We start from the raw sequence: 13,179 nt of genomic DNA, 5'->3' as shown, positions 1-13,179 counted from the left end.
CGACGCGGATTGAAGCACCCGGGCTCACTTTAGCGGCGCTGGCGTTGATCGACATTGCCGTGGATCAGGCACTGATCTTCGCTTGCGCCGCGAGGCGGTTGATCGCGCGCTCCAGTTCTTCCAGCGCTGCCACGGCCTTGGGGTCATCTTGCTTGAGCAGGGTTTCGCTGCGCTGACAGGCTGCACGCAATTGCGGTACGCCGCAATAACGAGTGGCACCGTGCAGGCGATGGACGCGTTCGATCAATGCATTCTGGTCGCGGTTTTCGCAAGCCGTGCGAATGGCCTCGCGGTCGGCTTCCAGTGAGGCGAGCAGCATGGCCAACATGTCTGCCGCCAAGTCAGCCTTGCCGGCAGCCAGGCGCAAGCCTTCCTCATGATCAAGCACCGGCAGTTCATTATTGCCCGCCGCACTGTCGCTGATCCGTTCCGGCCCGTGATTGCGCAAGGCCAGGCCGGTCCATTTCAGCACCACCTGCGCCAATTGCCGCTCGCTGATCGGTTTGGTCAGGTAGTCGTCCATGCCGCTTTGCAGCAGCGCGCGTTTTTCGTTGGCCATGGCGTGGGCGGTGAGGGCGACGATCGGCAGCGGCGTGCAGTGCCGCTCGCTTTCCCACTGGCGAATGGTTTCGGTGCTCTGGCGGCCGTCCATGCCGGGCATCTGCACGTCCATCAGCACCAGATCGAAAGATTCGCTCTGCACGGCTTTGACCGCCGCGTAACCGCTTTCCACTGCAAGTACCTTGGCGCCCATGTCTTCGAGCAGGGTTTGCACCAGCAGCAGGTTGGCCGGGTTGTCGTCGACACAGAGCACTTTCGGCGCGCGGCTCGACAGCGGTTCGCCTGGCTCATTGCGGGGCTGGCGCGGGTTGACCAGATCGGCCAGCGCGCGACGCAATTTACGCGTGCAGGCCGGTTTCGCTTGCAACTGGCTGTGCGGGTTCGGCACCGATAAATGAAACAGCGTCTGTTCGGTGGTCGGGCACAGCACCAGCACTTTGCAACCGAGATGTTCGAGGTCCCAGATGTGCTGGTTCAAACGCTCGGGCAGCATGTCGTTGCTGGTGATGCCAATCACCGCCAGATCAATCGCCTGATCGGTCTGGTACGCGCCGGTGACGCCGTTGGTCAAGGTTTCGAGGGTGTTGAAAGGCGTGACATCGAGGCCACAGTCCTCCAGTTGATGCTGCAAGGCCTGCCGCGCCAGCTCGTGATTTTCCAGCACTGCCACGCGGCGGCCGAGCAATGGCGCGGCCGGCAGGTCTTCGGCGTCGTCGCGGGTCTTGGGCAGACTCAGGCTGATCCAGAATTCCGAGCCTTCGCCCGGCGTGCTGTCGACGCCGATTTCGCCGCCCATCTGTTCGATCAGGCGTTTGGAAATCACCAGCCCCAGACCGGTGCCGCCCGGCTGACGCGACAGTGAGTTGTCGGCCTGACTGAACGCCTGGAACAACGCGCGCACGTCCTGGTTTGAAAGGCCGATGCCGGTGTCCTGAATGCTGATGCGCAGTTGCACGCTGTCTTCATTTTCCTCTTCAAGCATCGCCCGGGCAACGATAGTGCCTTCGCGGGTGAACTTGATCGCGTTGCTCACCAGGTTGGTGAGGATCTGTTTGAGGCGTAGCGGGTCACCAACCAGTGACAGCGGTGTGTCGCGATAGACCAGACTGACCAGCTCAAGCTGCTTGGCGTGCGCAGCGGGGGCGAGGATGGTCAGGGTGTCCTGCAGCAGGTCGCGCAGGTTGAACGGAATATGGTCGAGCACCAGTTTGCCGGCCTCGATTTTCGAGAAGTCGAGGATCTCGTTGATGATCCCCAGCAGGCTGTCGGCGGATTTTTCGATGGTGCCCAGATAATTGAGCTGGCGCGGGGTCAGTTCGCTTTTCTGCAACAGATGGGTGAAACCGAGAATGCCGTTGAGCGGCGTGCGGATCTCGTGGCTCATGTTGGCGAGGAATTCGGACTTGATCCGGCTGGCTTCCAGCGCTTCTTTGCGCGCCAGGTCCAGTTCGATGTTCTGGATCTCGATGGTTTCCAGGTTCTGGCGCACGTCTTCGGTGGCCTGATCGACACTGTGCTGCAACTCTTCGCGGGCGTTTTGCAGGGTACCGGCCATGCGGTTGATGCCCGACGCCAGTTCGTCCAGCTCCTGACTGCCGAGCGGCGGCAAACGCGTTTCCAGATGGCCGTCCTTGAGTTGCGCAACGGCTTGTTTGATCTGGCTCAGCGGGCGATTGATCGTGCGCCCCATGCGCAACGCCAGCAGTGCCGCGCCCGCCAGACCGGCGGCAATCAGCAGCAGACTGGCAAACAGACTGCGATAACCGCGCAGCAGCATGCCGTTGTGCGACAGTTCCAGTTCGACCCAGCCGAGCAAACGGTCGGACTCTTGCGGGATCAATTCGCCGGCGAGGTTGCGATGTTTGCCGAACACCGGCATCAGGTAGCGCGTCGCGTCATTGCCGCTGCGCCGTTGCAATTGCGCGCTGTCGCCGCTGGGCGCCTGATTGAGCATGGTCGGGCCAGCGTGGGCCAATGGCGAGCGGTCCGGGGCGAGGAAGGTCACCGCGCGCACATCCGGTTGTTCAAGGGACTGCGTGGCAATGCGCTCCAGCAGATCGCTGTTGCCGTGACCCATGGCGGGTGCGACCAGCGGCGCCAGCTGCTCGGCGATCATCTCGCCGCGCTGCATCAATTGGCTCTGCAAGTCGGACTGCTGCGTCCAGGTGAAATAACCACCCAGCACCAGCGCCATCAGGCTGGTCGGCAACAAGGTCAGCAACAACACGCGACCTTTGATTCCCAGTTTCTTGAGCACGCCTATCTCCTGCATCCCGCTGATCTGTTGACTCATGCGTGCATCCGGCACGCGACATGGGCGCAGTGTAGCGATTTGCTCGCAGGCAATCTTCGGAAAAATGCGCTCAGAGTGGGTCGGGGCGCCGGTGCTCGTTTGTCAGAAAGGGCAGCCGTGTGTTGCCCGCTGTCCGACAATCTTGAATAATCACTCTCAACTGAGAATTACTTGCAGATACTCATGACTCCTGTTTCCGGCCAGCCACGCATTCTTTCCATCGAAGACGATCCGGTTCTCGGCGCCTATGTCCACGAACATCTGGGCCGCAGCGGCTTTCAGGTGACCTGGTGTCAGAACGGCCAGGAAGGCCTGAGCATCGCCAGGCGCCAGCCGTTCGACGTGGTGCTGATGGACATCCTGTTGCCGGGCCTGGACGGTTTGAATGTGTTGACACAATTGCGCCAGAGCCATTCGACGCCGGTGCTGCTGATGTCGGCCCTGGGTGCCGAGGCCGATCGCATCAGTGGTTTTCGTCTCGGCGCCGACGATTATTTGCCCAAGCCGTTCAGCATGGCCGAGCTGCATGTGCGCATCGAAGCGATCCTGCGTCGGGTCGCGCTGGATCGGCGCCCGGCCGCGCTCGCAAAGCCAGTGGCGGCCGGTACGCTGCGATTCGATGACGAACAGTGCGATGTGTTTTTCCGCGAGCAAGCCGCCGGGCTGACCCGTAGCGAATACCGTTTGCTGGAAACCCTCAATCGCAATGACGAAGAAGTGCTGAGCAAAGCCTTCCTTTATCAGCACGTTCTGCAGCGTGGATACGCGGCCCATGACCGCAGTCTCGACATGCATATCAGCCAGATCCGCCGCAAGCTCAAAGCCATCGGTTACACCGAGCGTGAAGTGCGCACCGTCTGGGGCAAGGGTTACGTCTTGAGTGCTGCAGATGAAACGATCTGAACTGCCGGGGCGGCATTCGCTGTTCTGGAAACTGGCGTTTCTGCTGGTCGCGTTTTGTCTGCTGATGATCTGGCTGAGCTGGTCGTGGGGACGTTATATGGAGGAGCGCAACCAGTTCCTCTCCGACGAGGCACGCGGCACGCTTAGCCGTTACGCCGCGCAAGCCGAGCAAGCGTGGCAGCACGGCGGCCGTAGCGGGGTCGATGACTGGTTGCAGAGCATGGAGTTGCGTGAAGCCAGTTGGGTCGGTGTCATCGGCGGCAACTTGCAGTCGTTGAGCAGCGATCCGCTGAATGAACAGGAAATCCAGCACCTGACGTTCTTGCGTGGTCTCGACTGGCCAATTCACAAACAGGGTCGACCGTGGCTGCGCGTACCGTTTCCCAAAGAACCGTCTGCCGGCAGCTTGGTGATCGAATTGCCCGAGCGATTCCTGCCGGGTAAATATCGCGTGTTCTGGCGCGTCATCACCAACGGCGTGATTCCCGGTCTGTTCACGTTATTGCTGTGTGTCGGTCTTTATCGCTTGCTGGTCGTGCCACTGAACAACCTGCGCGAACAGGCCAATGCCTGGCGCGCCGATCAATTGAATGTGCGGCTGTCGAGCGGCATCACTCAGCGCCCGGACGAACTCGGCGAGCTGGCCAGGGCGTTCGACTCGATGTCCGAACGCCTGCAATCCACCGTCGCTTTGCAACAGCAACTTCTACGCGATCTGTCCCACGAATTGCGCACGCCGCTGAGCCGACTGCGCGTTGCCAGCGAAAGCGAACAGGGTTTGCCGCAATTGCGCGAACGCATCGGTCGTGAAGTCGACGGTATGCAAAGACTGGTCGAAGACACCCTGCAACTGGCCTGGCTCGACACCGATCGCACTCCGCTGCCGGATGAAGCCATTCAGATCCAGGCCTTGTGGGAAATGCTCACTGATAACGCCTGTTATGAAAGCGGCTGGCCGAGTCTGCAATTGCAGTGTGCGGTGGACGAGTCGTGCTGGGTGCGCGGCAATCTGAATACGCTGGCGCAGGCGCTGGAGAACATTTTGCGCAACGCCATTCGGCATTCGCCGGCGGGCGGGATCGTGCGTCTTGATGGACGGCGCGATGGCGATTTCTGGCATCTGTGGCTGGAAGATCAGGGCGGCGGCGTAGCGGAAGCTGATCTGGAACGGATCTTCTCACCGTTCACCCGACTCGACGGCTCGCGGCCCGGTGATGGCGGTTTTGGCTTGGGGCTGAGCATCGCGCGCAATGCCGTGCAGCGCCAGGGCGGAAGTATTTGGGCGGAGAATGGCGGGGCGGGGTTGCGGTTGAATCTGCGGTTGCTGGCGGATGATGGTGTCGCGCCGACTGACGCCTTCGCGAGCAGGCTCGCTCCTACATTGGAACTCGGTTCGCCGCAGATCGTGTGAACAACGCTGATCTCCTGTAGGAGTGAGCCTGCTCGCGATGTAGTCCATTCGGGTGGCCAATCCTCCGGTTTTGCGGGAGCGCTCGCCTTTTTTTGTACGACATTTCCCAAGTTGCATCGGCGGTCATTTCAAGCTTCCTGAAGGGGTTAGGCTCGTGCTTCACCTGATCTTCAAGGAATTGCGCATGACTGTATCCAGCGTTACTGGCAGCCCGGATGGCGAACGTTTCAACGAAGTGCTCGCGCTGATTCACAGTTCCAGACATAAGGCCATGCAAGCGGTCAATACACAGCTGATTGAGCTTTATTGGCTGGTGGGAGCGCATATCAGTCGTAAGATTGAGCAGGCGGAGTGGGGCGATTCGGTCATAACTCAACTGGCCGCACATCTGGCGTATACCCAACCGGGCTTGCGTGGTTTCACCCGACCAAATCTGTTCCGAATGCGCCAGTTTTATGAAACCTATCGGGACGATCCAATTGTCTCACCACTGGTGAGACAATTGCCGTGGACTCATAACATGATCATTTTGAGCCAGAGCAAACACCCGGAAGAGCGTGGGTTCTACCTGCGAATGGCCGTTCAGGAACAGTGGTCGAAGCGCGAACTGGAACGCCAATTCAAGTCTGCTTTGTTTGAGCGAAGCGTCACCGATCCTGCAAAAGCCTCCGCCGCACTGCAGCAATCCCACCCCGAAGCTCTCGAGATATTCCGCGATTCCTACATGGTCGAATTTCTCGACTTGCCCGGCGCTCATTCTGAAACCGATCTGCACCAAGGCCTGTTATCTCGCCTCAAGGAATTCCTGATCGAACTTGGTCGCGACTTCTGCTTTGTCGGTTCCGAATATCCGTTGCAGGTAGGCGGTCGGGATTTCTCTCTCGACCTTCTGTTCTTCCACCGAGGGCTCAACTGCCTTGTAGCCATTGAGCTCAAGGTCGGCCGTTTTGAGCCGGAATACCTCGGCAAACTGGATTTCTATCTGGAGGCGCTGGATCGCAATGTCCGAAAGCCTCACGAAAGCCCGGCCATCGGAGTCCTGCTGTGTGCAAGCAAGGAAGATGAGGTCGTCGAGTACGCACTCAATCGCAGTCTTTCGCCCGCATTGATAGCGGAATATCAAACCTGTCTGCCGGATAAGCAATTGCTGCAGGCCAAGTTGCATGAGTTTTATGCAATGGATACGGCGCCAGCAGAAAATAGCGACTAACCGCTGCTTATTCCCATAAACCATAAGCACCGCACTTTGCGTGATATGGCCTGCGCGGGTTTGCCGGTATGATAGGCGCCCCCGCACGTCTGGATTGCGAATACGCCATGACCCTGCAGTACCCAACCATCGCCGATTGCGTCGGCAACACGCCGCTGGTGCGTTTGCAGCGCCTGCCCGGTGCTACCAGCAACACCCTATTGCTCAAGCTCGAAGGGAATAACCCGGCGGGTTCGGTCAAGGACCGTCCGGCGTTGTCGATGATCACTCGCGCCGAGTTGCGCGGGCAGATCCACGCCGGCGATACGCTGATCGAAGCGACCTCGGGTAACACCGGTATTGCTCTGGCCATGGCTGCAGCGATCAAGGGTTACAAAATGATCCTGATCATGCCGGACAACTCCAGCGCCGAGCGCAAAGCGGCGATGACCGCGTACGGTGCCGAGCTGATTCTGGTCAGCCAGGAAGAAGGCATGGAAGGCGCCCGCGACCTCGCCCAGCGTATGGAAGCCGAAGGCCGTGGCAAGGTGCTCGATCAGTTCGCCAACGGCGATAATCCTGAAGCGCACTACACCACCACCGGCCCGGAAATCTGGCGTCAGACCCAGGGCACTATCACCCATTTCGTCAGTTCGATGGGCACCACCGGCACCATCATGGGCGTTTCGCGCTACTTGAAAGAACAGAGCGACAGCGTGCAGATCGTCGGTCTGCAGCCGATGGAAGGCTCGGCCATTCCGGGCATCCGTCGCTGGCCGCAGGAATACCTGCCGAAGATCTATCAGGCCGACCGCGTCGACCGTATCGTCGACATGGCGCAAAGCGAAGCCGAAGACGTCACCCGGCGTCTGGCCCGCGAAGAAGGCATCTTCTGTGGCGTGTCCTCGGGCGGTGCGGTGGCAGCGATGCTGCGCCTGTCCAAAGAAGTTGAAAACGCGGTGATCGTCGCGATCATTTGCGACCGTGGCGACCGTTACCTGTCGACCGGCATTTTCGACGCGCCCAACTGATGGCCAAGCACGAGAGAGGCCTGCGCTTCCAGCCCACGGGCGGCAGCAAGGCCGCGCAAATCCCGACCGGCAAAAAGCAGCGCTTGAGCATTGAGCGCCTGGCCAATGACGGTCGCGGTATCGCGTTTTTCGAAGGCAAAACCTGGTTCGTCCTCGGCGCCCTTGCCGGTGAAGAGGTCGAAGCGCGGGTGCTCGGCGCCCACGGCAAAGTGGTCGAGGCGCGCACTGAGCGCGTGTTCAAAGCCAGCGAACTGCGCCGCCCGACACCCTGTCAGCACGCCGGCCGTTGCGGCGGTTGCAGCGTGCAGCATTTGCCCCATGAAGAACAACTCGCCCTGAAACAGCGCATGCTCGCCGAGCAATTGTCGCGCGTTGCCGGTGTCGAACCTGAAGAGTGGGCAGAACCGCTGACCGGTCCCGAATTCGGCTATCGCCGCCGCGCCCGGATCGCCGTGCGCTGGGACATGAAGGCGAAGAAACTCGAAGTCGGTTTCCGTGCCGCTGGCAGTCAGGACATCGTCGCAATCAGCGAATGCCCGGTGCTGGTACAGCCCTTGCAGCCGATCATGACCCGTTTGCCGGAGATGCTCCGTCGTTTGAGCAAACCGCAGGCGTTGGGGCATGTCGAATTGTTCAGCGGTTCGTCACTGGCGGTATTGCTGCGGCATATGGCGCCGTTGTCCGAAGCGGACCTGACGATCCTCAAGGACTTCTGCCAGTTCCATGAAGCGCAGTTGTGGCTGCATGGCGAGGGTGAACCTCAGCCGGTCGATGCCGGTCTGAGCCTCGGTTATCGCCTGGAGACATGGAATCTGGATCTGGCGTATCGGCCAGGTGATTTCATCCAGGTCAACGCCGGCGTCAACGAAGCCATGGTCGCGCAGGCGCTGGACTGGCTGAAACCGCGTAGCGAGGAGCGCGTGCTGGATCTGTTCTGCGGCCTCGGCAATTTTGCCTTGCCACTGGCCAAAACCGTGCGCGAAGTCGTTGCGGTGGAAGGCGTTCAGACCATGGTCGATCGCGCTGAAGCCAACGCCGCCAGTAACAATTTGCATAACACAAAGTTTTTTCAAGCCGATTTATCCCAGCCTTTGAGCGATGCCCAGTGGATCGGCAACGGCTTTTCTGCGGTACTCTTGGACCCACCGCGTGACGGTGCTTTCGAGGTGGTTCGCAAGCTGGCGACCCTGGGTGCCAAACGGTTGGTGTATGTGTCGTGCAACCCTGCAACTCTGGCGCGCGATACGGTCGAATTGATCAAGCAGGGCTACCGGTTAAAACGTGCCGGGATTCTCGATATGTTTCCTCAGACGGCACATGTCGAGGCCATGGCGTTATTTGAAGCGAGCCAGGATGGCTCGTCTGAATCCGTCTGATCTGTCCGTGCAGCGCTCGCATTAGCCCCGTGAGCGCAACCGGGCAATAGAGGTCAGCGATTTTGACGCATTGAATCTGCGTCGTAGGGAAGGTAATGCAAGATGGTACAGGTGAGAGCACACCAGCCGATCAACACTGACGGCAGTATCAATCTCGAGGCTTGGCTCGATCACGCGGTCAGTGTCGATCTGGCACTGGATCGCGAAGCCTTGAAAGAAGCCTGCGAGTTCGCTCGCGAGGCCGAGCAACAGTCCAATGCCAAGAAGAATCTGTGGGCCGAAGGCTCGGGCAGTTTCAGTACGGGCCTGGAAATCGCCGAGATTCTCGCCGACCTCAAGCTCGATCAGGATTCGCTGGTCGCGGCGGTTCTGTATCGCGGCGTACGCGAAGGCCAGATCGAACTTGCGGCCGTCGGCCAGCGCTTCGGCCCGGTGGTCGCCAAGCTGATCGACGGCGTGCAGCGCATGGCGGCGATCAGTGCCAGCCTCAGTCCGCGCCAGTCGATGGTCATGGGCACGCAAGGGCAGGTGGAGAACCTGCGCAAAATGCTCGTGGCGATGGTCGACGATGTGCGCGTCGCGCTGATCAAACTCGCCGAACGTACCTGCGCCATCCGTGCGGTGAAAACCGCCGACGACGAGAAGCGTAACCGTGTTGCCCGGGAAGTCTTCGACATCTACGCGCCGCTCGCGCACCGCCTCGGCATCGGTCATATCAAATGGGAACTGGAGGATTTGTCCTTCCGTTATCTCGAGCCTGATCAATACAAGCAGATCGCCAAGTTGCTCCACGAGCGACGGCTTGATCGCGAGCGTTTCATCGCCGACGTGATGACCCAGCTCAAGGACGAATTGCAGGCCACCGGCGTCGATGCCGACATCAGCGGCCGGGCCAAACACATCTATTCGATCTGGCGCAAAATGCAGCGCAAGGGTCTGGAGTTCAGCCAGATCTACGACGTGCGTGCGGTGCGCGTGCTGGTGCCGGAGATGCGCGACTGCTACACCGCGCTCGGTATCGTCCATACCTTGTGGCGGCACATTCCGAAGGAATTCGACGACTACATCGCCAACCCGAAAGAAAACGGCTACCGCTCGCTGCACACGGCGGTGATCGGCCCTGAGGGTAAGGTGCTTGAGGTGCAGATCCGTACGCACTCGATGCACGAAGAGGCCGAACTCGGCGTCTGCGCGCACTGGCGCTACAAGGGCACCGACGTCAAATCCGGTTCGAACCACTACGAAGAGAAAATCTCCTGGCTGCGTCAGGTCCTCGAGTGGCACGAAGAGCTGGGCGATATCGGTGGTCTGGCGGAACAGCTGCGCGTCGATATCGAGCCTGATCGGGTCTACATCTTCACCCCCGACGGCCACGCCATCGACTTGCCGAAAGGCGCGACGCCGCTGGACTTCGCTTACCGCGTGCACACCGAGATCGGCCACAACTGCCGTGGCGCGAAGATCAATGGGCGCATCGTCCCGCTCAACTACAGCCTGCAGACTGGTGAACAGGTCGAGATCATCACCAGCAAGCACGGCACGCCGAGCCGCGACTGGCTGAACTCCAACCTCGGTTACGTCACCACCTCGCGGGCGCGGGCGAAGATCGTTCACTGGTTCAAATTGCAGGCGCGCGACCAGAACGTTGCCGCCGGTAAAACCCTGATCGAACGCGAACTGACGCGCCTCGGTCTGCCGGCGGTGGACTTCGACAAGCTGGCCGACAAGGCCAACATGAAAACCGCCGAAGACATGTTCGCCGCCCTCGGGGCCGGCGACCTGCGTCTGGCGCAACTGGTCAACCTCGCGCAGCAACTGGTCGAGCCGGAACGCGGCAACGAACAGCTGGAACTGATCCCGCGCAAAGCCACCGGTTACAAACCGGGAAAGCGCGGCGACATTCAGATCCAGGGCGTCGGCAACCTGATGACGCAGATGGCCGGCTGCTGCCAACCGCTGCCGGGCGATGCGATCGTCGGCTATATCACTCAGGGCCGTGGCGTGAGCATTCACCGTCAGGACTGCGCCTCGGTGCTGCAGCTGGGCGGGCGCGAGCCAGAGCGGATCATTCAGGTCAGTTGGGGCCCGGTGCCGGTGCTCACCTATCCGGTCGACATCGTCATCCGCGCCTACGACCGTTCCGGTCTGCTGCGTGATGTCTCGCAGGTGCTGCTCAACGAGCGAATCAACGTGCTGGCGGTCAACACCCGCTCGAACAAGGAAGACAACACTGCGCTGATGTCGCTGACTATCGAGATCCCGGGGCTGGATGCGCTGGGGCGATTGCTTGGGCGGATTTCGCAGTTGCCGAACATCATCGAAACGCGGCGTAACCGCACGCCCTGAAGATGACCAATGTAGGAGTGAGCCTGCTCGCGATGAGGGAGTGTCAGTCAACATTAATGGTGGCTGATACACCGCGATCGCGAGCAGGCTCACTCCTACAGGTTTTGTGGTGAGACAGAGAAATGATTTACAGCCTTGAAGACCTGCTCCACCTCATGAGCCGGCTGCGCGATCCGCAGTACGGTTGCCCGTGGGACATCAAGCAAACCTACGCGACCATCGTTCCGCACACCCTTGAAGAAGCTTACGAAGTGGCCGACGCCATCGAGCGTGGCGACTTCGATCATTTGCAGGGCGAGTTGGGCGATCTGCTGTTCCAGGTGGTGTATTACAGCCAGTTGGCCAAGGAAGAAGGGCGTTTCGAATTTGCCGGGGTGATCGACAGCATCACCCGCAAGCTGATCCGTCGTCATCCCCACGTTTTTCCAACGGGTGATCTGTACGCGCCGCTGGATGTGCCGCGACTGAGCGAAGAACAGGTCAAGCAACGCTGGGAAGAGATCAAAGCCGAAGAACGCGCCGAGAAGTCCGCCGCGCCTGAGCAACTGTCACTGCTCGACGATGTGCCGGCCACGTTGCCGGCATTGTCGCGTTCGGCCAAGTTGCAGAAACGCGCAGGGCAGGTCGGTTTCGACTGGCCAGACGCCTTGCCAGTGCTCGACAAGGTGCGCGAGGAACTCGACGAAGTCCTCGAAGCCATGGCCGAAAATGATCCCGTCGCCGTGGCTGACGAGATCGGTGACCTGCTGTTTTCCGTGGTCAATCTGGCCCGGCATCTAAAGGTCGACCCGGAAACCGCGCTGCGTGGGGCCAACGGCAAGTTCGAAAGACGTTTCCGATTTATCGAACAGGCATTGCGCGACACCCTCCGTCCCATAGAAGATTGCACCCTCGAAGAGTTGGACGCCCTGTGGGGTGAAGCCAAACGTCAGGAAAAGAATGTGCCCGGCTGCGGCTGAGCAACTGCCCAAGTGAGTAAGTCCCATGAGTATTTCCCTTCGCGACCAGTTGCTCAAAGCAGGCCTGGTCAACCAAAAGCAGGCCAAACAGGTCAGCAAGGACAAGCAGAAGCAGCAGCGTCTGGCGCATAAAGGCCAGATCGAGCTGGATGACTCGCAGCAGCGTGCGGCTCAGGAAGCCATGGCCGAGAAGGTCAAGCGCGACCAGGAGCTGAACCGTCAGCAGAAAGAAAAAGCCGAAGCCAAGGCGCGTGCGGCGCAGGTCAAGCAGTTGATTGAAGTCTCGCGTCTGCCGAAGCTGACCACTGAGGACTACTACAACTTCGTCGACGACAAGAAGGTCAAGCGCATCTCGGTCAACACGCTGATGCGCAACAAGCTCAGCAGCGGCTCGCTGGCGATCGTGCACCATGCCGGCGGCTACGAAGTGATCCCGCGTGAAGCGGCCCTGAAGATCCAGGAGCGCGATCCGCAGCGCATCGTCCAGCTCAACGTGCAGACCGAAGAAGTCAGCACCGAGGACGATCCGTACGCGGCGTATCAGATCCCTGATGATCTGATGTGGTAAATCGATAAAGCTGTAACAACGACAAACCCCGCTTTTGCGGGGTTTGTCGTTTTCAATGCTGTGGTTGAATCAGGCGGATTTCAGATCCCGTTGCTGTTCTTGCACTTCCAGTTCGGCCTTGTAGTTGTGGGCGTCGATCTCGTTGTGGAACATGCCGACCAGCAAGTCTTGTTGATGCACATCCCAGATGCGGATACCGGCGGCTACGCCTTCGTGGGACATGTGTGAATCGTCGCGTTCAGTTACTTTTACAGTCATCTGCTAGCTCCAAATCTCAAGTTATCTGCAGCAAGGCGTGTGCAGGACTCTGTTATATGATTTGTTAGCTTGCTAAGTAAACGGCTGATTTGTGCAAGGTGTTGTTGCGTTTTTTGCAACAGTGCTGCAGCCCGCTAAATCCGCGACATTCGGTCGCAGGGCGGTAAGTTTCATGACAGAAGTTTCATTTTCAGACCCATGCGAACCCTTGTGTAGGAGCTGCCGAAGGCTGCGATCTTTTGATCTTGTCTTTTAAAAATCAAAGTCAAAAGATCGCAGCCTTC

The 13,179-nt window shown here is 59.7% G+C and carries 10 protein-coding genes; 8 read left to right on the top strand and 2 right to left on the bottom strand.

Annotated features, from left to right (window positions below; translation table 11 throughout):
* Nucleotides 1–64: 64 nt before the first annotated feature.
* Nucleotides 65–2,818, bottom strand: coding sequence for a response regulator (locus U6037_RS21460; protein ID WP_322847350.1), 2,754 nt, complete (start codon nt 2,816–2,818; stop codon nt 65–67).
* Nucleotides 2,819–3,037: 219 nt separating this feature from the next.
* Between U6037_RS21460 and U6037_RS21455 the strand changes: the two genes are divergently transcribed.
* The 8 genes from U6037_RS21455 to U6037_RS21420 all read left to right on the top strand — a co-directional run bounded on the left by U6037_RS21455 (nt 3,038) and on the right by U6037_RS21420 (nt 12,637).
* Nucleotides 3,038–3,757, top strand: a complete 720-nt coding sequence (locus U6037_RS21455; RefSeq protein ID WP_322844450.1) for a response regulator transcription factor — start codon at nt 3,038–3,040, stop codon at nt 3,755–3,757.
* Nucleotides 3,744–5,168 carry a sensor histidine kinase gene (locus U6037_RS21450; RefSeq protein ID WP_322844449.1) on the top strand — a complete coding sequence of 475 codons (1,425 nt, stop codon included), beginning with the start codon at nt 3,744–3,746 and terminating at the stop codon, nt 5,166–5,168. Before U6037_RS21455 ends, U6037_RS21450 begins: the two co-directional genes overlap by 14 nt.
* A gap of 184 nt (nt 5,169–5,352) precedes the next feature.
* Nucleotides 5,353–6,378, top strand: a complete 1,026-nt coding sequence (locus tag U6037_RS21445) for a PDDEXK nuclease domain-containing protein (RefSeq protein ID WP_322844448.1) — start codon at nt 5,353–5,355, stop codon at nt 6,376–6,378.
* A 107-nt stretch (nt 6,379–6,485) separates the two neighbouring features.
* On the top strand, nt 6,486–7,388 hold the full coding sequence (gene cysM, locus U6037_RS21440) for a cysteine synthase CysM (RefSeq protein WP_026000780.1): 903 nt from the start codon (nt 6,486–6,488) through the stop codon (nt 7,386–7,388).
* Nucleotides 7,388–8,764: a 23S rRNA (uracil(1939)-C(5))-methyltransferase RlmD gene (gene rlmD, locus U6037_RS21435; RefSeq protein WP_322844447.1), complete on the top strand. Its 1,377-nt coding sequence runs from the start codon at nt 7,388–7,390 to the stop codon at nt 8,762–8,764. Before cysM ends, rlmD begins: the two co-directional genes overlap by 1 nt.
* Nucleotides 8,765–8,866: 102 nt before the next feature.
* Nucleotides 8,867–11,110 carry a GTP diphosphokinase gene (gene relA, locus U6037_RS21430; protein WP_007917476.1) on the top strand — a complete coding sequence of 748 codons (2,244 nt, stop codon included), beginning with the start codon at nt 8,867–8,869 and terminating at the stop codon, nt 11,108–11,110.
* 125 nt (nt 11,111–11,235) lie between these two features.
* The gene (gene mazG, locus U6037_RS21425) at nt 11,236–12,069 is read left to right on the top strand and encodes a nucleoside triphosphate pyrophosphohydrolase (RefSeq protein ID WP_322847349.1); all 834 of its coding nucleotides are present in this window, start codon (nt 11,236–11,238) and stop codon (nt 12,067–12,069) included.
* Nucleotides 12,070–12,094: 25 nt separating this feature from the next.
* On the top strand, nt 12,095–12,637 hold the full coding sequence (locus U6037_RS21420; RefSeq protein ID WP_016987455.1) for a DUF2058 domain-containing protein: 543 nt from the start codon (nt 12,095–12,097) through the stop codon (nt 12,635–12,637).
* 69 nt (nt 12,638–12,706) lie between these two features.
* On the opposite strand, the gene U6037_RS21415 is transcribed toward U6037_RS21420, so the two are convergent.
* Nucleotides 12,707–12,895, bottom strand: coding sequence for a hypothetical protein (locus tag U6037_RS21415; protein ID WP_007917473.1), 189 nt, complete (start codon nt 12,893–12,895; stop codon nt 12,707–12,709).
* Between the last annotated feature and the right edge of the window lie 284 nt (nt 12,896–13,179).

It is taken from the genome of Pseudomonas sp. B33.4, from assembly GCF_034555375.1.
Classification (GTDB): domain Bacteria; phylum Pseudomonadota; class Gammaproteobacteria; order Pseudomonadales; family Pseudomonadaceae; genus Aquipseudomonas.
This window is presented reverse-complemented; position numbering and strand designations above follow the sequence as displayed.